Genomic DNA, 19,862 nt, shown 5'->3' with positions numbered 1-19,862 from the left:
AATCATGGGAGGTCATGGGGCAGCGGAATGCGGGTCTGGTTTTTCACCTGTTTTAGCACAAAGCTTGAACGCACACCGCTCACATGCTCAATGCTAGTGAGTTTATCCAGCAGAAAGATTTTGTACTCTGGCATGTCGCGGATCAGCACTTTAAGCTGATAATCAAAGTCACTGCCAGTTAATAGGCAGCATTCCTGCACTTCATCATAACTGGCCATCTTAGTTTCAAAGTTATCTAACACTTCGCCAGAATGCTTATCAAGGCGCACTTGCACATAGGCAGTAAGCACCAAATTAAAGTGCTCAGGATTTAATAAAGTAGCGTAACCAGCAATATAGCCCGCCTCTTCCAATGCCTTAACGCGGCGCGAGCAAGGCGATGCCGACAAGCCGACTTTTTCAGCCAATTCTTGATTGGATAACTTGCCATGGGCCTGCATTAGTTTGAGTATTTGCAGGTCGAGCTTATCTAAGACTAATTGCGCCATTCACTGTTCTCAGTAACCTTTGTTCTGGGGCGAGCCTAAGCCCTTTATGGCAAGCTGACAAGTCTTACCTAAACAAACGCATGGGCATAGCCACTACCTTAAAATCAGCCGCTAACTGACATAAAAAATCATCAGCGAGCAAAGCCATGCCTTGATAAAACTCACTATCGGCATGCTTGGCGGCAAGCTCTAAGCAGCGCCCTGACCATGGCAGCAAGTGTTGCTGCAGCAGAATTTGAATAAATTGGGTCAACTCTAAATTGGCTGGTTCCTTGGCTAAGCGGCCCAAGCTACTATCTAACACACTAAAAAATAAACCAATATGATCAAGTGGCTGACGATAGTTAAGGGTTAATTCCACGCCGTGGGTCTTATAAAAGTCCATAAGCGCCACTGTGCTTCTATCGTTTAGCAGTTGCTCTTCACTTAAATACACAGAGCCCTGAGGTATCGCCTTTGGCTCACCTGGGCCAAAGAACAATTGGCCATAATCTAGTTGTAACTCAATTATTTGGCTGTCTTTAGTGCAACTGTCTTGCGCTTGCCACTGGCTTAAATAACGGCTTAGGGCAGCTCGCCCTTGAGTATTAGATGCGCGCGCCGCCAAAGTTGGCCAACTACCTGCTACGTCATGCTCAATAAATTCATTGAGCAAGGATGCTTCAGGATAATGGCACAAGAAATGGTGCAGTATGCGAGCAATCCCTTGATATTCAATAAAATCGATTGTGTTGCTGGTCATAAGTGTCTCTTTTATAAAAAGACAAGCGCCCTTAGGCGCTTGTCTTGGCAATAGTAAGCTCTGTGATTTTACACTTCACTCAGGTTCAAGATACGACCCATGTTGCTGCCCGCAGGCTGGCCATGGCGGTTAGCCTTGATGATAAGATTGGGTGACGTAATCGCTGGACTTGGCAATGGCGCAATATGACTATCGCCTTTACCGTACTTAGCTTCTAGGTTTTCCATGGTATCAAAATCCAGCGCGCGCAGCGGGCAAGACTCAACACAGGTAGGTTTTTTACCTTCAGCTAAGCGCTCATAACAACCATCACACTTAGTCATTACTTTGCGCTCACGGTCAATCTGCGGCGCGTCATAAGGGCAAGCGCGGGCGCAGCTTTCGCAGCCAATGCACAAGTCTTGCGCCACATGCACTAAACCATCTTCACGGCGCTTATGCATAGCGCCTGTTGGGCACGCTTTGACGCACACAGGCTCAGAGCAGTGGTTGCAACCTATGGACATGTAGTAAGCAAACACATTGTTCTCGAACACTTTAGTGGCAGGATTCATACTGCATTCCCCACCGCCATATTCGTACACTCGGCGCCAAGTTACGCCCGCTAAGCTTGGCACGCCGCCATTCATAGGGTTATGGGTAGCGCGAATAGTATCGGCCTGACGGTCTTTACAAGACACATGACAAGCCTTACAGCCGGTGCACTTGGTGGTATCAACGTAGAAACCATATTGAGTTGGTTGAGTCATTTACAAGTGCTCCCTTAAGCTTTCTTGATCTGTACACGAATGGTGAGCTGTGGATTACCTTTGGCCACAGGACTTGGCTGATAGCGAGTTAAAGAATTAACCGCTCCGCCCACATCTATCACCTTGCCACTGCTGCCAACGCGGCCTTTCGCGTCTGCTAAATACCAAGCGCCTTGACCGAGCGCCACCACATTAGGTGCTACCCGCGGGGTGATTTTCACCGGCACTTCAATCGAGCCGCGCGCGTTATACACTTCAACCTTGTCACCAGATTTTAGGCCATAGGCATTGGCATCAAATTGATTGATCCACAGCGCATCTTCTACGGCTTCGCGCAGCCAAGGCACGTTGTGATAGCTTGAATGGGTGCGGCCTTTAGTGTGATAGCTAGCTAACTGCAATGGATAAGCTACTGAGGTATCGGCATCTTCATAACCGTCCCAAGTTACTGTGTACTGAGGGATAGCTGTGATGGTGTCGCCTTTAACGCCTGTCTTATCTTCGGTGTTCCAGTTAGCCGCGCGCCACGCAAGCTCAGCTGAGTAGATTTCAATCTTGCCCGATGGCGTGCTTAACGCCTTACCTTCATGCACAAAATCGGCTAAAGCTACATGGTTTAACTGCATGTCTTTACGGAATAAACCTTGAGCCTGCGCTTCTTTATAGGTGGCAGGGAACGCTGGCACGACTCCTTGGTTTTGGCTCATTACGCGCGTCTTTTGATACAGCTCTTCTAACCACTGCGCTTCAGTTTTACCGTCAGTAAATTCCGCGCCCACGCCCATCTTGTCGGCAATCATAGCCGCGGCGTCATGCATAGACTTGCAATCCCACATAGGCTCAACCGCAGCAGACATAGCAGTTAAATAACCAAGCGCGCCAGCAGCATAGGAGTTATCTACTAAGTCGTTAGATTCTAACCAGCTAGTGTCTGGCAAAATGATGTCGGCAAATTTAGCGCCTGGGGTCATCCAGCAATCACAGCTGACCACAAACAAGTCTTCGGCATCCCGCAGAATTTGCGCTGTGTTGTTGATTTCAGCGTGCTGATTTAACAGCGAGCTGTCTGAGGCTGACAAGATAAAGTGAATGTTAGTGCCAAGCTTAGTATCTAGCCCTTTAACACCACGCAGACCATGAGTGCGGGCGGTAAAGTCTTTACCATTGACTATGGCTTCTGACCAAGTGAAGAAAGAGATGGATTCTTTCACTGGATTGCTACCCGTTGGAATACCAGCGCGGCCCATGCCACTCATATAAGGCAGCTCACCGTTAGAGGCGCCGCGAGTACCAAGTTTACCTGTCAGTACTGATAACATGTACAAGGCGCGCATGCTTTGCTCGCCGTTCGCCTGACGGTTAACGCCAGCGCCTATCACTATGTAAGGCGCTTTGGCAGCCATTAAATCATCCGCAATTTCACGGATTTTATCAGCTGAAATACCAGTAATGCTCTCGGCCCATTCAGGAGTGCGCGCCGGCCCTGCAAACTTATTCAGACCTAAGATGTAGTCATGGTAGTTATCTTGGCTATCCATAACCTTGGCATATTCTTGCTTAGTCGCATCATTGCTAGCTTCAAACTTTGCCTGTTGCGCTGCAATAGAAGCAGCGTCATAACCCACTACATGCTTGTTGATAAAATCCAGTGAGTTTTTCGCTACCCAGCCAGTGCTAATCATCTGATAAGCCACAGCCTCAGCAAACGCTGCGTCAGTGCCTGGGCGAATTGGCAGCCACATGGACTCTTTGCCTAACATGGAGTCAGTGTAACGCGGGTCAATCATCACCACTTTAAGGTCATTATTCTTTTGCAGTGCTTGCAAGAAGTCATAGCCTTCGCCTGAACCAGATTGACGAATTTCACTTGGGTTATAAGCAACGCCTAAGAAGAAATCACTGTCGGCTATGGTCGATGTTGATGAACCCATAGTGCTGCCAGTACCAAAGGTATGCTGAGCCGCTTCCATTTGCTGCGCCCAAGAATAGTTACCATAAGCATTGAGGCAGCCACCGACTAAGTTAAACAGGCGGTTAAAGTTAGCGTTAGAGGCAAAACCATAATAAGCGCCAGAACCATAGCTGCGAAATACGGCTTGGTTACCGTATTGGTTAATTACCCGCTGCAGATTTTCAGCCACTATCGTGGTCGCGTCATCCCAGCTAATAGGCACAAATTTGCCTTCACCGCGCTCACCGACTCGCTTCATAGGAGTTTTTAGGCGATCTGGCGCATAGGTGCGCTGGCGCAAAGAGCGGCCACGGGCACAGGCACGCACTTGATGCAGGCCGTAGACATCGTCAACTTCATGATCGGTTTCAACCCGAGTGATCACGCCATCACGGCTAAAGACCTTAATTGGGCAGTTAGAGCCACAGTTAACTAAGCAAGATGACCAGTTAATGGCTTCTTCACTGACTGGTGGCTGTGGCGGTACCAGATTGGCGTCCTTCGAGCTTGAATTACAACCTGTTACTGTCGCGGCGCAGCTCATGGCGGCGCTCATTTTTAAGAAACTTCTGCGTTCCATTATTTTTTCCTCTAAGAATAATTCTGCTTACGGCAGCAAGTAGCTGAAGGACAACATCAGCTGATGAGCGTTGTAGTTATTGTCTACCATGCCCAAAGTGGTGATACCTGTGAGGGAGTCGAGCTGCATTTGACTAGCATCGGTATCGAAATAGCGCTCAAACTGATACGCGAGCTTAAGCTGCATGGTGTCGCTTAAGGCGTATTGACCATACAGCTCAAGGCTGTGGTTAAAGCTGAAGTAATCGCCGTAAGCGCCTGCCTGCTCTTGGTTTACTAAGGTTTCACCGTTAGAGTTGGCAAATAGGTAATCTAGCCCTAAGGTCAACTTGTCATCGAGCAAACCGCTATAAGATGCGCCGGCGCCAAGATTGATAAAGCTGTCGTTGATATCAGCCTGCCAGTGCGCACTTTGATCGCCGCTTTGCTGAGAATCAATCCACTGCTGCCCAGCAAAACCATAGGCATTTAGCTGCTCTGTCAGTTGCAGGCTTAAGTTGATGTCATAGCCATAGTCCCGCGACTCATTAAGACCTAGGTCGGTGTGGTAATAATCATCAAAGGCGTAACGTGTGGTGACATCCAGTACCAGCCAAGTGAGCGGCGTGTATTGCATGCCAACTTCAACTTCAGTGCGCTCTCTGTCGGCCAAATTAAACTTGCGCAGTAAGCTGCTCTCTTCACTTGATGTCAGCTCATTGGCTTGATAACGACTGCCACCGCGATTGCCATAGCTGCCTTTAATATCAAAGCGCACAGTCTCGAACGTGCGGATATCAAGTTCTGCCCACAGAGAGTTATCTTCCGTGCGCTCGCGCTCACCATAGCTGCGTTCAACTTGTTTAAAGTCATAACCTGCCTGCAAGCGATAGCCTGAGGCAATGCGATAGCTAGTGTTTAACTTGACGGTTTGCCGCTCGATATCCAGTGGCACGTTTTGAGTGAAACTGCCATTAAGTGGATTGTAATCAAGCTGCATAAATTCATGCACAGAGGAGTCGTTATCGCGCTTGCTGTAATCAAGGCTGCCACCAACCCGCCAGCGGTTAGTCAGCATAGAAGTGGCGGCTAACTTGGCGTCTAAGGTATCCACTTGCCCGTCCCAGTTTTGCAGCGGATTGCCACTCATCTGGATTAAGGCGTCATCTTGAACCATGCGCCCTGCCACAACGCGGCCATTAACCACGCTAGTATCCAAGCGATACTGGCCTGATAGTGTTAGTTGATGCGCCTGATTATCTGGCGTCGCCGCATAAACATCGCTGGCATAAGGCAGACTAATGTTATTGATATGGTTGCTGTATTGACTGCCATGATAGCTAAGTTCACTGAGCCAATTAGCGCCAGACATAACAGCGCCGGCACTTAATTTGTCGGTCGACTCATCCACAGGCAAACCAAAATTCATTGGCCGCTGGGCCAGCAAACTGGCGCTCTTAGTGCCAGTCTTTTCTTCCCGGTCGTAGCGCACAAAGGTGCTGATATCGACTAACGCCGCGATATCGCCAAAATCATAATCCAGCCCTATACCAGCGCGCTGACGCTCAAGGGCTAAATCAAATATCCGGCCATAAGGGCTTGGCACTAACATGCCATCGTTATGCCATAAGTTTGATTGCGCCGCGCCCGCTTGATAAGTGGTAATGCTTTGATAATCCATATCAAGCTGATATTGACCTAAGCGCCCAGTGCTTAAGGTCGCAAAACCATTATCTAGCCCTAATTGATGCGCTTGAACTTGACTGCGATAGTCAGCACCATTTTGATAGCGCACATCGCCACTTAGGCTCGCATTGGCGCCATCATCATCTGTGCCAAAGGCATTGCCCGCATGCTTATTGCTGGAGTCGATATAGCCAGCAGTGGCCGTTACCACGCCATTAACACCGCTTGCCACAACACAGTTTTTACACTGATAAGCACCGTCTTTTACCCGCGAGGTATTGGCATTGGCCACACCAAAATCTGCAGCAACACTACTGCCACAGGCAGTCAGCAGCGCTAAGGTCAGTAGATTCAATGAAAATCTCATGCTAAACACTCCTGATTAGCGCGACAGTAAGCTGCCGGATGGATGATTAGAGCCGTGGACTTGATTGTGGCAATTTAAACAACTCTTACCGCCACCAAAGGCATCCATACCTGCTTGCGGCACTACGCGAGAAGCGTGGCCATCATCGGCATGACATTGCTGACACAATTGCGGTACGCGGCTATTGAGCAAGGCTTGATTGACGCTGCCGTGAGCGTTATGACAATTTGCGCAGTTTTCTACCACAGGCGCGTGTTCCCATAAAAATGGGCCACGTTTTTCGGCGTGACACTCATAACAGGTATCGTTAAGGCTAGGTTTAACTAAGGCGCTTTCAGTCATAGAACCATGGGGGTTATGACAATCGGTACAAGTCATCTGATCCCATTTCAGTGGGTGTGATGAGCGCTTATTCATGTCGGCCTTAGCTTGGGTATGACAGCTAGTACAAGTGTCATTAACGCTGAGGCGATCTAAGGCAGGATCTTTTGCCGCATGCACTTGATGACAATCAGCGCAGGCTATGTCTTCAAGATTATGGGTACTGTTATGCCAAGACATCTGCTTAGGATCGTTATGACAACCTAGACACACGCTGTTTTGACTGGCAGCAGGCAGTTTTGAGTCTGCGCCAAAGGCGATCATCGGCTCTTTGCCACCGCGATTATGCTGACCCATAGGGCCATGACAAGCTTCGCACTGCAATCCAGCCATAGGTGATTTGGATGATGTCATGTCGCCATGCACACCCTTAAATATGTCCATGACCTTGTCATTGCGCTTGTGACACATAAGGCAAGAATCCGCGCCTTTAGGTGAGTATTTACCCTCACTAAACTTTTGTGTCAGTTGTTGTTCCAGTTGTTCGCCACTGAGATCATCCCAGGGGGTTGCCTGAACGCAAAAAGCCATGGTCATTACCATGGCAAGAAGTGCGTTCAGGCTTAAAGTTAAGCCCTTGCTTATACGCTGCATCATTCTCTGGCCTTCCAATATTTTTATATACTCGCGAGTAGAGGCATCAAGTACCCCTTGGTGAGTATTTTAAGATATGAAAAACCTAAATCAGGGTTTGTTAGTTTATGTATATGAAAATCTGCGACAACGTCTGCAAATACTCAGTAGCTTTGGCCTGAATCACACTCTAGCCACTGATTAAGTATAATTAACGAACTAATTAAGATTATGATAAATAAGGGTAAAAACATTTCGAGGTGACTAAGATGTTAATAATCGTTAACACGCATAAAAAGTAAGGTTAAATGTACTGTAAACATTAGGATATGCAAAAGCATACTCAGTTCAAACTTTTAGCAATATTCATAAATGGTTAGTTGGCTTGCTAGCCACTTATCAACCAACCCGACCCTGGATAACAATAATCACTCTCACTCGCTTATCTGCTTAATGATGTAATCCTTGATGGCAGAAACCAGTAACGCCGGAATTTTGTCTTGGCGATCTTGACGGCAAATACACGAGTATTTGGCAGGCGCCATAGCGCGAGCTAGCCTTGAAAATTGCTTGTCATCAAGCGCCATCATCTTAAGACCTGGGAATTTCTGCAAAAACTCAGCGCCGCAGCGTGAGCCCAATAAGGTCAGCGCCCCCCCTTCCATTAAACAATCGGCAGAGGTTGCTAAGCTAGAACTGCGCTGATGCACCTTCAAATTGAGCTGCATTTGAGATGCAAAAGCTTCTAGCGGATCGCTGACATCGTTGTAACCTGGAGTCTGAGTCACTAAATAAGGGTGACAGGCAATATCTTCCAAGGTCAGTTGGCTTTGCCAAATGGGGTGCTCAGTATGGGCGACTAAGAAAGATATTTTATTTTCGCCAACATAATTGGCTTGGATCATGCTCACGCCTTGCTTAGAACAATCGCTGGTACGGGTGCATTCGCGATTAGTAATAGCTATGCATACCGTGCCTTTAACCACTTCTTCGCAGATGCCGCGCCGACTTGGCTTAAGTGCGATGTTGAGATTAGGATAAGCCAGCGCCAAGGTGCGCTGCAGATATTCAGGCAAGCCCACAGAAAATAACGCCGGCACAGCGATAACACATTCATTAACTTGCACTTGGCGGCGGTTGAAATCCGCTAATTGATCTGTCAGTTGCGTCATCTGTTTAATCAGCGGATACAACTGATGCGCGCGCTCAGTTGGCAAAAAGCCGGTTTTCTTGCGAATGAATAAAGTATCGGCATAAATATCGCGCAGCACAGCCAAGTAACGGCTCACCTTTGATTGCGATATTTGGTACATTTCTGACACCAACCTAGCGCTACCGGTTTCATAAATTGAGGTAAAGACGAATAACGCCCTCAGTTCTTGATTCAACATGCGGTCGGTTCCTGATGATTTTTCATGAATTATAAGTAGTTAAACTTAAATTCATTGTGATAAGTGTATTACTTTAGGGGTAATGCTGAGCTTTTTATAATTTTAGATATCTAAATTAACCGGATCATTTAAAACCCTGTTTGAAATTCCACCATTTGCTGAAACCCGAGCAGCCTCATAGGCGAGCTGGGTTATTTTGGGTTACACTCTGACCTTTGATTATCTGGCCTAAGTCTAAGATAATTGTCCCTTTGTTCTTGCGATTCAGGATTGTCACGCTATGCAAACTCAACACACGGCCGAACTCAACTTGTTATGGGGTTCTATGATTCTCGATGAGCTGGCAAGACTGGGAGTCAAGCATGTGTGTATGGCACCGGGTTCGCGCTCAACGCCGCTAACCTTAGCCGCTGCCAATCAAGATAAACTCAGCCAGCATTTGCATTTTGATGAACGCGGTTTGGGCTTTCTCGCGCTAGGGCTAGCCAAAGCAAGCCAAGCGCCAGTCGCCATTATTACTACCTCAGGTACCGCGGTAGCCAATCTTTATCCTGCGATTGTGGAAGCTTGGCTGACTAAGGTGCCGTTAATTGTTTTATCTGGTGACAGGCCGCCTGAGTTATTAAACTGCGGCGCCAATCAAGCCATAGTGCAAACCGGCATTTTTGCTAACTATGCCAGAATGATTAGCTTGTCGACGCCAGACTGGCATATTGCGCCGCAAGCGCTGCTCACTCAGCTTGATGAAGCCGTGAGTAATTTGCACACCCCATTACATATCAACTGCATGTACCGCGAGCCCTTGTACCCAAGTGCGCTCAACACTGACGTTGTCAGTGATTATCTCGCGCCTGTTAGCCACTGGAGGCAGTCGCAGCAGCCTTATTGCACCCATCAAACTTGGCAAGCCAATGCGCTGCCAACACCGCAGCAAATTGAGAATTTTAGTCATGCAAAGGGCGTGATAGTCGCAGGCACCCTAGCCCCAGAGCAAGACCCTAAGCAATTGCTGCAATTAGCTAAAAAGCTTGGTTGGCCGTTAGTCGTGGACGCGCAAAGTCAGCTGCGCCAAGACGATACTAGCCTTTACCATATAGATTCCCTCTTGCAGCAACCGCAAGCCATAGCGCTGCTTGCCCAAGCTGAGCATGTACTGGTATTTGGCGGGCGCTTACTATCAAAACGTTTGATTCAATACTTAGCGCAGCAGCCATGGCACGCCTATTGGCAAGTGCTGCCGCAGCAAGAGCGCCTTGACCCTAGCCACAAGCCTAAGCAGCTATTTCACTGCTCGCTTACTAGCTTGTGCCAGTTAGCTTGGCCGCAATCGGCGCAGGCTCATTGGGCTAATGACCTCTATGCCATCCAAACTACGCTCGAGCTTGGCTTTACTGAGCATATTGATGAAGGTGAATTTGGTGAGGCGCAAGTCGTGCGAGAATTCAGTGCCGATACTCGCCTCAAGCAACTGTTTATAGGTAACAGCCTGCCAGTGCGCTTATTTGATATGTATGCGCGGCCAACAAATCCTGAGTTAAACGTTTACACCAATCGCGGCGCCTCAGGCATAGATGGCTTACTAGCAACCGCTTGCGGCATAGCTAAAGGCTGCAGCGGCGCTACCGGCTTATTGATAGGTGATTTATCGCAACTGCATGATCTCAACTCCTTTGCTTTGGCTAAATCAATTGATACCCTCATGGTGCTGGTAATTTTAAACAATGACGGCGGCAATATTTTTAATCTGTTGCCAGTTCCGAGTGAAGCGCTGCGCAGCCAATATTATCGTTTAAGCCATGGCTTAACCTTTGCGGGCGTCAGTGAAATGTTCTCCTTACCTTACAGCCAAGTGACTAATAAAGCACAATATCAGCAAGCCATAGAGAATGCCTTTAATCATCAAGGCGCCTCTGTAATTGAAGTGATGGTGACGCCAGAGCAAGCCAGCAATCAAATTGCCGCCATCAATCAATACATCAAACTCAGTCAATGCCATTAGGGATTAAGATGCCGCTATCTATGGCGCCAGAGACTCAGCCAGAACTGGCATTTAGCTGTTATGGCGACCCTAAGTCGCCAGCGTTAGTCTTGCTCCATGGTTTTTTAGGCAATAAGCATGACTGGCTTGGCTATGTTGAGCATTTAACTGACAAGCTTTATTGCATTTGCATCGACTTACCAGGCCATGGTGATAGCCGCGATATGTTAATTCCATCCCCAGGCTTTGATAGCTGCGCGCAGTTAATTATCAATACGTTAGCCAAACAAGGTATCCATCAGTTTCACCTGCAAGGTTACTCCTTAGGCGGGCGTATTGCCCTGCACTTAGCCCATATGGCGCCAAAGACTGTGTTATCGCTGCATTTAGAGTCCTGTCACCCTGGGCTTAAAAACCTAGATGACAAAGAGGCGCGCTTAGCTCACGACAAATTATGGGCGGATAAGTTACTCACTCTGCCCATGGCTCAATTTTTACAAGACTGGTATCAGCAAGCTGTGTTTAGCGATTTAAGCCCAAATGCTAAAGCGCAATTAATTGAACGCCGCTTGGATAATGCGCGGCAGCTTCGAGCAAGTTCACAAACAAGTTCACCAGCAAGTGCACAAGTTGATACAAAAGCGAGTGCACCAACAGAGACAAAGGCTGAGGCGCAAATTGTGCGAGCTCCCCAAGGGCTACATGATTGCTATTGCCATACATCACTGGCCTTGCAGGCAAATTTATGGCATTTACCGCGCTTAATCCCAAGCTTCTATTACGCCGGTAGTCAAGATGCTAAGTTCTCAGCCCTAGCCCAGCAGTGGCAAGCGCGTGGCGGCCCGCAGGTGCACTTAATCGCGGCTGCTGGCCACAACATACATAATGCGCAGCCACAAGCGCTGGCCACGCGGCTAGCGGCCAATATTTGCCAAGGATAAGTACCTCTATGATGCTGGATTTTATTGCCCTTTATCGTTATCAGATTGCACTCAGCCCAAGCTTACCCGTTGCTAGTCAGCGCATTAACCAGCGCCTTGGGCTGGTATTAGAGCTAGCAAGTGGTGATAAACATACTTGGGTTGAGATTGCGCCGCTATCAGGCACAGATGATAACGGCCAAGCCTTGCATGGCTTTAGCCGCGAGCGCCTTGAGCAAGTTGAACACCAGCTTAGCCAAGATTTACCGCGGCTTTTTAATCAGCCCCTAGATGCACTGCTTGCGAGCATTCAACATAGATACCCTAGCCTAGATTTCGCCCTGAGCTTAGCTCATGCCAAATTAACTGAGCGTTTAGCGCCGGCGCGCACACACTTAGCCCCAATAGGGTTAGTTTATGGCCATAGCGGCGAAACTGACGCCGAGTTAGCTCATCGCCTTGAGCTGTATTTAACTCACTATCAAGGCAATTTTCTTAAAATTAAAGTGGGACAAAGACCTTGGCAGCAAGATTTGGCTCTTATCTACCAAGTGCTGGCTCACAAGCCCAAATTGCGCTTGCGTTTAGATGCTAATCGCCACTACTCGCTTGAAGACGCTATTGATTTTTGTGCCTGCTTACCTAAAGCCAATATTGATTACATTGAAGAGCCTTGCGCTAATGTCACTGACTGCCAAGCCGTGTATCAAGCCACAGGCATAGGTTTTGCGCTGGATGAAAGCCTGTGCGCGCCAGATGCTCACTATCAGCCCATGGCAGGGTTAAAAGCACTGGTATTAAAGCCTATGCTCATTGGCGATTTAGCTAAACTGCAAGCTATGATTGAGCAAGCGGCCGCTGATGGCGTGCGCAGCGTAATTAGCTCATCCTTTGAAGCCTCACTTGGTATTCACGATTTAGCCTTAATTGCGGCGCAGTTAACCCCAGACGAAGCGCCAGGCTTAGATACCTTATGTGCATTTAGCCAAGACTTGCTGATTAGCACGGCCAATAAGCCATGCTTAACAACAGCCGATCTCACTTTAGTGTTACAACTCGGGCAAAAGGTTAAGTGATGATTTCACCATTACACCAAACCGCAAACGAACACCCTAATTTACTGGCGCTTGCTAGCTCAAATGGCAGTATTAGCTATCGGCAGTTAAGCGCGCAGGTGTTGGCATTAGGGCAGTCACTGCGACAAGCAGGGCTTGGGCGCGGCTGTCGCCTTGGTGTAATTAGTCACAACAGCTTAGCTATGGTGAGCTTATATTGGACCTGCATTGATGAGGGCATAGTGTTTATGCCCATATCCCCAAGGTTTCCACCTAAGCAAATCAATCAATTACTGCAACGTTTTGCTATAGACCATATTTATAATCCGGGGGAAGTGGCAGGGCTTGTGGGCTGCGCTATTACGCCTGATTTTAACAGCCAACTGGCGATCCAAGCCCCCAATATTGATAGTCACCAAGCCGCCAATGTCATTTTAACCTCAGGCTCTAGCGGCCAACCGAAAGCTGCGGTTCACAGTTTAGCTAACCATATTCATAGCGCCCAAGGCTCGGCGCAAATCATCCCGCTGCACGCAGGGGATCGCTGGCTGTTATCGCTACCGCTATTTCATATTGGCGGTTTAGCCATACTGAATCGCTGCGCCATCGCGGGCGCCTGCGTGCAGCTAATGAGTGATGAGCCGTTATCACTGCAAGTGCCACAGGTTAGCCATGTCTCGTTAGTGGCAACGCAATTACAGCGCTTAGTGGATAATCACTGTGACTTAAGCGGACTTAAGGCCATGCTGCTTGGCGGCGGCGCTATTTCCAGTCAACTGCAAGCAGTATTAGCAAAGCATCACATTCAAGCCTTTTGCAGCTATGGCATGACAGAAATGAGCTCACAAATCTGCACAGGTCAGATTAATAACCGCGGCTTATCAGGCCGCTTGCTGCCTGAGCGCCAACTAGACATTCGTGATGGCATTATTTGGGTGAAAGGCGCGACCTTATTCTTAGGATATTTATCCGATACCGGGCTAGCCTTACCGCTTGACCCCCAAGGCTGGTTTTGCACTAACGATTGCGGCCACTGGAGTGATGATGGCCAACTGAACGTGACTGGGCGCAGCGATAACATGTTTATTTGCGGCGGGGAAAATATTCAGCCTGAGGAAATCGAAGCCTTATTAACTCAATTAGATGCAGTCGCAAACGCCATAGTTTTTCCTGTGCCTAACCATGAATTTGGTTTATTGCCCGCGGCCATTATCCGCTGGGCGGGAGATACTAGACTCAGCCAAGATGAGCTCAATCAAGCCATATTGCCGCTATTAGCCCAGTTTAAACGGCCTCGCCAATATTGGTTATGGCCAGAAGATGCGCCTGAGATGGGAATTAAAGTCAATCGCCAACAAGTCATAGCGTTAGCCCGCCAATCCATTGATTAAGCGCCATAGCAGTAAATGACAGCCACAAAAAAGCCTGCATCAGCAGGCTTGTTTATGGTGATGAGTCATTGACTCATCACAGCATTAAATCGACATTTGCAGCTTAAGCTTATTCATCGCATTTTTCTCAAGCTGGCGAATACGCTCAGCCGATACTTGATACTCAGCCGCTAGTTCTTGCAAAGTAATCTTATTTTCTTCATCTAACCAGCGCGCTTGCAGTATGTGCTGACTGCGCTCATCTAAGGTCTTAATGGCGGCGAGCAAACGCGACTGGGCATCGTTGTCCCAATTAGCGTTTTCTACTTGCGCGGCAACATCTGATGAATGATCTTCAAGGAAATGCACTGGGGCATAATCATGCTCATCGTCATTGTCGCTCGCTAAATCAAAGGCCGGGTCTTGCGCAGCCATGCGTGACTCCATTTCGGTCACATCGGCTTTACTCACGCCCAGATTTTCAGCCACCATGCTGACTTCTTCATCACTAAACCAACCTAAACGAGTCTTGGCTTTACGCAGATTAAAGAACAACTTACGCTGGGCTTTGGTGGTAGCCACTTTAACGATACGCCAGTTTTTCAATACGTATTCATGAATTTCGGCCTTGATCCAATGCACGGCGAAAGACACTAAGCGCACGCCAACATCTGGGTCAAAACGCTTAACCGCCTTCATCAAGCCGATATTACCTTCTTGGATAAGATCCGCCTGTGGTAAACCGTAACCGGCGTAACCGCGAGCCACATGCACCACAAAACGCAAATGCGACATGATCAGCTGCTTTGCCGCTTGCAGATCACCTGTTTGCTGCAGACATTTCGCCAACTCATATTCAGTTTCAGCATCCAGCATAGATCTGCTATTAACCGAGTGAATATAAGCTTCAAGACTACCGCTACTTTGGGGAACCGTCAGCGTCATAGAGGAAGATAACATTGTCATTCACGCTCCTAAAACATAAATAAACCAGCGACTAACGTGGTTTATATCGGGTTGTTTGGCTCCTTGTTGAGCCACAACCTGACGAACTATCGAATATTCATCGCAGACTGTCAACCTTAAGGCTTGTTTTTGTGTGCCTAAGGTTGAGCTAGCTGATATTCTATTCTGCCGTATTTCACCGTTGCTGCAAGTGAACAAATGTTCACCGTTATGAAGGTTCAATATTGCGTAAATGCTGCCTAACCGATAAGTAAGAGCCAAGCCAGCCTAAGAATGAAGCGAGGACAATTAACTGCAGCAACTCACTAAACGACAAGGTTTGCATGTTAAGACTGGTCTGGTACAAGCCCATTAACTCAGCCAGCGCAGAATCGAGGTACAACACCAAAATATTGATGATCACCCAAGCGAGTAATCCACCAATCACGCCATACCACACGCCTGTATATAAGAAGGGGCGCTGAATAAAGCCTTCGGTAGCACCCACTAGCTTCATCACTTCAATTTCGGCGCGCCGCGCCATAATGGCTAGACGAACTGTGTTACCTATGACAAGCACGACGGCCAGCACCAGCAACACGGCAATGGCCATCACAGTATGCTGCAGTAACTTAAGCACAGCTTGTAAACGCTCTAGCCACTCGATATCTAAGCGCCCAAAGCTCACTTCCGGCTCTTGCTGCAACTTATTTAGCAATTCGCGCGCGCCGCCCGCACTGGAATACTTCTGGCTTGGGGTAACCAGCACGACGGCGGGCAGCGGGTTAGTATCTAAATAATCGAGCGCCTCACCAAAACCAGACAATTGCTTAAATTCAGCTAAGGCTTGGTCACGGCTGATATAACGTACATCGCTGATTTCTGGGTAACTTTGAATGCGAGTAATAAGGTTCTTAATCGATTGCTCACTGCGCCCTTCATTGATAAACAATGAAATTTCAGCGGCGCTTGCCCATGAATCAGTCACAGCTTCGGCATTTTTAACTAATACTTGCAGCGCCGCAGGTAAACTTAAGCTCACGCCAAGTACCGCCATGGTCATAATCGACGAGACGGGATTGCGCCATAACTCACCTAGGCTTGCCATGGCCTGCTGAAGATGACGCACAAAAAACATAATGATCCGCCCAGTAAAAGGCAGTTTGCTGCGACTTAATGACACCTGATTAGACATGCAGAATCCTGTGGTTGCTTATCCGTGTGCTAGCTCTTGAGCACCTAACATCCGCCCTTGCCTTAAGGTTAAAGTGCGGTATTTCATCCGTGCAATCAGGCCAAGATCGTGCGTGGCTATGAGCACGCTAGTGCCAGCGGCATTTAAGGTTTCAAATAAGCGTAAAATATCCATAGATAACTTAGGATCTAAGTTACCTGTCGGCTCATCGGCCAGTAATAACGGTGGCTTATTGACGATAGCGCGCGCTATGCCCACCCGCTGCTGCTCACCACCCGATAACATCACAGGATTGTGCCTATCTTTGCCATACAGGCCGACCATATCGAGCGCACCATCAACGCGTTTGCGAATTTCACCTAAGGTAAAACCCTCAATCACTAACGGCAAGGCGACATTGTCAAACACGCTTCTATCCATCAACAAATGGTGATTTTGGAAGATCATGCCAATATCGCGGCGCAAATAAGGCACATCGTCACGCTTGATGCTGGCAATATCATGACCATTGATCATCACGCGACCGGCGTTGGCGCGCTCAATCACGGTGATCAACTTGAGCAAGGTACTCTTACCGGCACCACTGTGGCCGGTCAAAAAAGCCATTTCACCTTTGCGCAGGTGAAAATTCACATCATTCAATGCTTTATGGCCACCAGAATACACCTTGGTTACCTGCTCAAATCGTATCATGGGTTATCCTTAAGCCTTGTCACCATCTTGGTTAAATAATGCTTCGATAAAATCATTAGCATCAAATTGGCGCAAATCATCAATTTGCTCACCCACACCGATATAACGAATTGGAATGCCAAATTTATCAGCAATGGCGAAGATCACCCCGCCTTTGGCTGTGCCATCAAGCTTAGTGATGCTAATGCCGGTAATGCCGACCGCCTCTTGGAACAATTGCGCCTGACTAATCGCATTTTGGCCCGTGCTCGCATCTAAGGTCAGCATGACTTCATGGGGTGCATTGATATCGAGTTTTTTCATTACTCGCACCACTTTCTTAAGCTCTTCCATCAAGTGGCTCTTATTCTGTAAACGCCCTGCGGTATCAGCAATCAAGACATCGACTTTACGCGCTTTGGCCGCTTGCAAGGCATCAAACAACACTGAGGCACTATCAGCCCCTGTGTGCTGGGCAATCACAGGAATATTATTGCGCTGACCCCAAACTTGCAGCTGCTCTACCGCCGCCGCGCGGAAAGTATCACCGGCCGCCAGCATTACAGATTTACCTTGATTTTGATACTGTTTTGCCATCTTGCCGATAGTAGTAGTTTTACCTACACCATTAACGCCCACCATTAAGATCACAAATGGACCATCGCCATTTTCTGGCACTAACGGAATAGCAACCGGAGCTATGGTGTGATGCAATTCTTTACGCAGTAATTCATACAAGGCTTCGGCATCTTTTAACTGCTTGCGACTGGCGTGTTCGGTCAGATTTTTAATCAATTTAGTGGTGGTCTCAACTCCCACATCAGCAATCAATAACTGCTCTTCTAATTCTTCAAATAGATCATCATCAATCTTTTTACCGCGGAACAAGCTCATAAAGCCGCTACCAATGTTCTCACTGGTACGCATTAAGCCGCGCTTTAAACGCGCAAATAAACCTTCTTTCACCGGCTTATCCTGTGGCTCTGGCTGCTGTTCTTCAATTTCTGTTTGTGCTTGAGCTTCAGCTTGTACTTGAGCATCGCGTCGTGCCTGAGCTTCAGCCTGTGCTTGAGCTTCAGCCTGAGCATCGCGTCGAGCCTTAGCTTCAGCTTCTGCCTTAGCTTCAGCTTCTGCCTTAGCTTCAGCTTCTGCCTTAGCTTCAGCTTCTGCCTTAGCTTCAGCTTCTGCCTTAGCTTCAGCTTCTGCCTTAGCTTCAGCTTCTGCCTTAGCTTCAGCTTCTGCCTTAGCTTCAGCTTCTGCCTTAGCTTCAGCTTCTGCCTTAGCTTCAGCTTCTGCCTTAGCTTCAGCTTCTGCCTTAGCTTCAGCTTCTGCCTTAGCTTCAGCTTCTGCCTTAGCTTCAGCTTCTGCCTTAGCTTCAGCTTCTGCCTTTGCTTCAGCTTCAGCTTCTGCCTTTGCTTCAGCTTCTGCCTTTGCTTCAGCTTCTGCCTTTGCTTCAGCTTCTGCCTTTGCTTCAGCTTCTGCCTGCGCTTCCGCTAGTGCATTAGCCTCAGCTTCTGCTTGGGCTTGCGCTTCTAATTTAGCTTGTTCTTCATCTTGCGACTTGTCTCTGCGAAACCAGGAAAAAAAACCTTTCTTAGCCATAAATGCTACCGACACCTGTTATTTATTATGTGGCTGACGTTAATCAACAACTGAGTATTCGTTTTTATTACCAGCCGTAAGGGGCTGCCGTTATGGAGCTTAAGTCTCACTGACGTTAATTGTGTTTATTGCGCTTAGGGAAAGACTCACCCGAAACCGTCAACTTAAGGTAAAATTGCCGCCTTAAAGGTGGCATAGTCTACCACTTTCTTTCTTCAGGCAAAATCATAGGGGCACCATGGCCAAGAACAGAATGGCGAACAAGGGCACATCCTCGTCTAAAAGTGCCAGCAGCAACCCTAAAGGTGGTAGCGGCCAAGTGCGGATCATCGCCGGTCAATGGCGTTCTCGTAAGCTGCCAATTCACGATTTAGAAGGTCTTAGACCGACCACCGACAGAGTGCGCGAAACCGTATTTAACTGGCTAGCTGCAGAATTAACTGACAGTCGCGTACTGGATTGTTTTGGTGGCAGTGGCGCCTTAGCGTTAGAGTCTTTATCAAGATACGCAGCCTACGCGCGCGTATTTGAGCTGCAGCCTCAAGCCGCTAAACAGCTGCAAATTAACCTCACTACCCTAAAATGCGATACGGCAGATGTAGTGCAAGGCAACAGTTTGTTGTTATTGCAGCAAAGCCCAGCCACAGCGCTAGCTAAAAATGATCCAGCGCCAAGCAAGGGCTTTGATATTGTGTTTATCGACCCACCCTTTCGCCAAGGCTTAGCGGCGCAGTGCATTGAGTTACTTGATAAAAATCTATGGTTAAACGATGACGCGCTAATTTATTTAGAAACAGAGTCTGAATTAACCGATATGAACCTGCCAAGCACTTGGCAAGCACTAAAACACAAGCAAGCAGGACAAGTGAGTTATCGCTTATTTCGCTATCAAGCGGCAAGTGAATAATGTTAAGCCTGATTCGTTTAGGTAAAGGCGCGACCTTGCTGGCTTGGGGACTGATGCTAGTTAGTCTTTCGCACCCTTTTACGGGCATGATTCAGCCATTATTGCAGGGGCTGCTTGGAGTCACTTTGATCATGCATGGATTATTTAGCGCAGCATTTCATTATCGCTATCGCGCTAATCCAGCTATCACCCTCGCGCAGCTTCGCTGCACCCGCCTGCAAATATTAATATTCGGCGTCTTTGCTTTATTGGAATTTAAATTCCGCGCTTATAAAAGCCAGCATTCATAAAGCCGCGCCCATAAAAAAACCCGCTAACTGCGGGTTTTTTAT

17 protein-coding genes are annotated in these 19,862 nt (G+C 47.9%); 6 read left to right on the top strand and 11 right to left on the bottom strand.

Annotated elements, in window-relative coordinates; genetic code table 11:
- Positions 1-2: 2 nt before the first annotated feature.
- The 7 genes from AC1HDP_RS14250 to AC1HDP_RS14220 form a co-directional block, all read right to left on the bottom strand.
- Positions 3-488 (bottom strand): Lrp/AsnC family transcriptional regulator, encoded by a 486-nt coding sequence (locus AC1HDP_RS14250; RefSeq protein ID WP_479639237.1) that lies wholly within the window; start codon positions 486-488, stop codon positions 3-5.
- A gap of 64 nt (positions 489-552) precedes the next feature.
- On the bottom strand, positions 553-1,230 hold the full coding sequence (locus AC1HDP_RS14245) for a TorD/DmsD family molecular chaperone (RefSeq protein WP_479639236.1): 678 nt from the start codon (positions 1,228-1,230) through the stop codon (positions 553-555).
- A 68-nt stretch (positions 1,231-1,298) separates the two neighbouring features.
- A complete protein-coding gene (locus AC1HDP_RS14240; protein WP_140930391.1) occupies positions 1,299-1,979 on the bottom strand; it encodes a DMSO/selenate family reductase complex B subunit in 681 nt (226 codons plus the stop codon).
- 14 nt (positions 1,980-1,993) lie between these two features.
- On the bottom strand, positions 1,994-4,510 hold the full coding sequence (locus AC1HDP_RS14235; RefSeq protein ID WP_479639235.1) for a DMSO/selenate family reductase complex A subunit: 2,517 nt from the start codon (positions 4,508-4,510) through the stop codon (positions 1,994-1,996).
- A gap of 27 nt (positions 4,511-4,537) precedes the next feature.
- Positions 4,538-6,541 carry an MtrB/PioB family decaheme-associated outer membrane protein gene (locus tag AC1HDP_RS14230; protein WP_479639234.1) on the bottom strand — a complete coding sequence of 668 codons (2,004 nt, stop codon included), beginning with the start codon at positions 6,539-6,541 and terminating at the stop codon, positions 4,538-4,540.
- Between the two features lie 15 nt (positions 6,542-6,556).
- Entirely contained in the window at positions 6,557-7,465 is a 909-nt protein-coding gene (locus AC1HDP_RS14225) for a DmsE family decaheme c-type cytochrome (RefSeq protein ID WP_140933962.1), read from the bottom strand.
- 464 nt (positions 7,466-7,929) lie between these two features.
- On the bottom strand, positions 7,930-8,886 hold the full coding sequence (locus AC1HDP_RS14220) for a LysR family transcriptional regulator (RefSeq protein ID WP_479639233.1): 957 nt from the start codon (positions 8,884-8,886) through the stop codon (positions 7,930-7,932).
- Between the two features lie 280 nt (positions 8,887-9,166).
- Between AC1HDP_RS14220 and menD the strand changes: the two genes are divergently transcribed.
- The 4 genes from menD to menE are packed head-to-tail and all read left to right on the top strand — an operon-like array spanning position 9,167 to position 14,230.
- Positions 9,167-10,885, top strand: coding sequence for a 2-succinyl-5-enolpyruvyl-6-hydroxy-3-cyclohexene-1-carboxylic-acid synthase (gene menD, locus AC1HDP_RS14215; RefSeq protein WP_479639232.1), 1,719 nt, complete (start codon positions 9,167-9,169; stop codon positions 10,883-10,885).
- 8 nt (positions 10,886-10,893) lie between these two features.
- Positions 10,894-11,805, top strand: a complete 912-nt coding sequence (locus AC1HDP_RS14210) for an alpha/beta fold hydrolase (RefSeq protein ID WP_479639231.1) — start codon at positions 10,894-10,896, stop codon at positions 11,803-11,805.
- Positions 11,806-11,813: 8 nt separating this feature from the next.
- Positions 11,814-12,860 (top strand): o-succinylbenzoate synthase, encoded by a 1,047-nt coding sequence (menC, locus tag AC1HDP_RS14205; RefSeq protein WP_479639230.1) that lies wholly within the window; start codon positions 11,814-11,816, stop codon positions 12,858-12,860.
- Positions 12,860-14,230 (top strand): o-succinylbenzoate--CoA ligase, encoded by a 1,371-nt coding sequence (gene menE, locus AC1HDP_RS14200; RefSeq protein WP_479639229.1) that lies wholly within the window; start codon positions 12,860-12,862, stop codon positions 14,228-14,230. Before menC ends, menE begins: the two co-directional genes overlap by 1 nt.
- An 84-nt stretch (positions 14,231-14,314) precedes the next feature.
- On the opposite strand, the gene rpoH is transcribed toward menE, so the two are convergent.
- The 4 genes from rpoH to ftsY form a co-directional block, all read right to left on the bottom strand.
- Complete coding sequence (gene rpoH, locus AC1HDP_RS14195; protein ID WP_479639897.1) at positions 14,315-15,169, bottom strand: RNA polymerase sigma factor RpoH; 855 nt, start codon at positions 15,167-15,169, stop codon at positions 14,315-14,317.
- 214 nt (positions 15,170-15,383) lie between these two features.
- A complete protein-coding gene (gene ftsX / locus AC1HDP_RS14190) occupies positions 15,384-16,349 on the bottom strand; it encodes a permease-like cell division protein FtsX (RefSeq protein ID WP_140930383.1) in 966 nt (321 codons plus the stop codon).
- An 18-nt stretch (positions 16,350-16,367) separates the two neighbouring features.
- Positions 16,368-17,042 (bottom strand): cell division ATP-binding protein FtsE, encoded by a 675-nt coding sequence (gene ftsE, locus AC1HDP_RS14185; protein WP_140930382.1) that lies wholly within the window; start codon positions 17,040-17,042, stop codon positions 16,368-16,370.
- Between the two features lie 9 nt (positions 17,043-17,051).
- Positions 17,052-18,623, bottom strand: coding sequence for a signal recognition particle-docking protein FtsY (gene ftsY / locus AC1HDP_RS14180; protein ID WP_479639228.1), 1,572 nt, complete (start codon positions 18,621-18,623; stop codon positions 17,052-17,054).
- Positions 18,624-18,861: 238 nt separating this feature from the next.
- On the opposite strand from ftsY, the gene rsmD reads away from it, so the two are divergent.
- Both rsmD and AC1HDP_RS14170 read left to right on the top strand, forming a co-directional pair.
- Positions 18,862-19,530 carry a 16S rRNA (guanine(966)-N(2))-methyltransferase RsmD gene (rsmD, locus tag AC1HDP_RS14175; RefSeq protein ID WP_140930380.1) on the top strand — a complete coding sequence of 223 codons (669 nt, stop codon included), beginning with the start codon at positions 18,862-18,864 and terminating at the stop codon, positions 19,528-19,530.
- Positions 19,530-19,820 (top strand): DUF1145 domain-containing protein, encoded by a 291-nt coding sequence (locus tag AC1HDP_RS14170; protein WP_479639227.1) that lies wholly within the window; start codon positions 19,530-19,532, stop codon positions 19,818-19,820. The genes rsmD and AC1HDP_RS14170 overlap by 1 nt, the downstream gene beginning before the upstream one ends.
- The last annotated feature ends 42 nt before the right edge of the window (positions 19,821-19,862 follow it).

This window comes from Shewanella sp. ISS20 (genome assembly GCF_056522965.1).
This window is presented reverse-complemented; position numbering and strand designations above follow the sequence as displayed.

What these genes read in the sequence shown, in the direction of transcription:
- AC1HDP_RS14245 (WP_479639236.1), bottom strand. Translation starts at nt 1,230, where the DNA reads ATGACCAGCAACACAATCGATTTTATTGAATATCAAGGGATTGCTCGC.
- menD (WP_479639232.1), top strand. Translation starts at nt 9,167, where the DNA reads ATGCAAACTCAACACACGGCCGAACTCAACTTGTTATGGGGTTCTATG.
- ftsE (WP_140930382.1), bottom strand. Translation starts at nt 17,042, where the DNA reads ATGATACGATTTGAGCAGGTAACCAAGGTGTATTCTGGTGGCCATAAA.
- AC1HDP_RS14220 (WP_479639233.1), bottom strand. Translation starts at nt 8,886, where the DNA reads ATGTTGAATCAAGAACTGAGGGCGTTATTCGTCTTTACCTCAATTTAT.
- AC1HDP_RS14250 (WP_479639237.1), bottom strand. Translation starts at nt 488, where the DNA reads ATGGCGCAATTAGTCTTAGATAAGCTCGACCTGCAAATACTCAAACTA.
- menE (WP_479639229.1), top strand. Translation starts at nt 12,860, where the DNA reads ATGATTTCACCATTACACCAAACCGCAAACGAACACCCTAATTTACTG.
- rpoH (WP_479639897.1), bottom strand. Translation starts at nt 15,169, where the DNA reads ATGTTATCTTCCTCTATGACGCTGACGGTTCCCCAAAGTAGCGGTAGT.
- AC1HDP_RS14210 (WP_479639231.1), top strand. Translation starts at nt 10,894, where the DNA reads ATGCCGCTATCTATGGCGCCAGAGACTCAGCCAGAACTGGCATTTAGC.
- AC1HDP_RS14170 (WP_479639227.1), top strand. Translation starts at nt 19,530, where the DNA reads ATGTTAAGCCTGATTCGTTTAGGTAAAGGCGCGACCTTGCTGGCTTGG.
- AC1HDP_RS14235 (WP_479639235.1), bottom strand. Translation starts at nt 4,510, where the DNA reads ATGGAACGCAGAAGTTTCTTAAAAATGAGCGCCGCCATGAGCTGCGCC.
- ftsX (WP_140930383.1), bottom strand. Translation starts at nt 16,349, where the DNA reads ATGTCTAATCAGGTGTCATTAAGTCGCAGCAAACTGCCTTTTACTGGG.
- AC1HDP_RS14225 (WP_140933962.1), bottom strand. Translation starts at nt 7,465, where the DNA reads ATGGTAATGACCATGGCTTTTTGCGTTCAGGCAACCCCCTGGGATGAT.
- ftsY (WP_479639228.1), bottom strand. Translation starts at nt 18,623, where the DNA reads ATGGCTAAGAAAGGTTTTTTTTCCTGGTTTCGCAGAGACAAGTCGCAA.
- menC (WP_479639230.1), top strand. Translation starts at nt 11,814, where the DNA reads ATGATGCTGGATTTTATTGCCCTTTATCGTTATCAGATTGCACTCAGC.
- rsmD (WP_140930380.1), top strand. Translation starts at nt 18,862, where the DNA reads ATGGCCAAGAACAGAATGGCGAACAAGGGCACATCCTCGTCTAAAAGT.
- AC1HDP_RS14230 (WP_479639234.1), bottom strand. Translation starts at nt 6,541, where the DNA reads ATGAGATTTTCATTGAATCTACTGACCTTAGCGCTGCTGACTGCCTGT.
- AC1HDP_RS14240 (WP_140930391.1), bottom strand. Translation starts at nt 1,979, where the DNA reads ATGACTCAACCAACTCAATATGGTTTCTACGTTGATACCACCAAGTGC.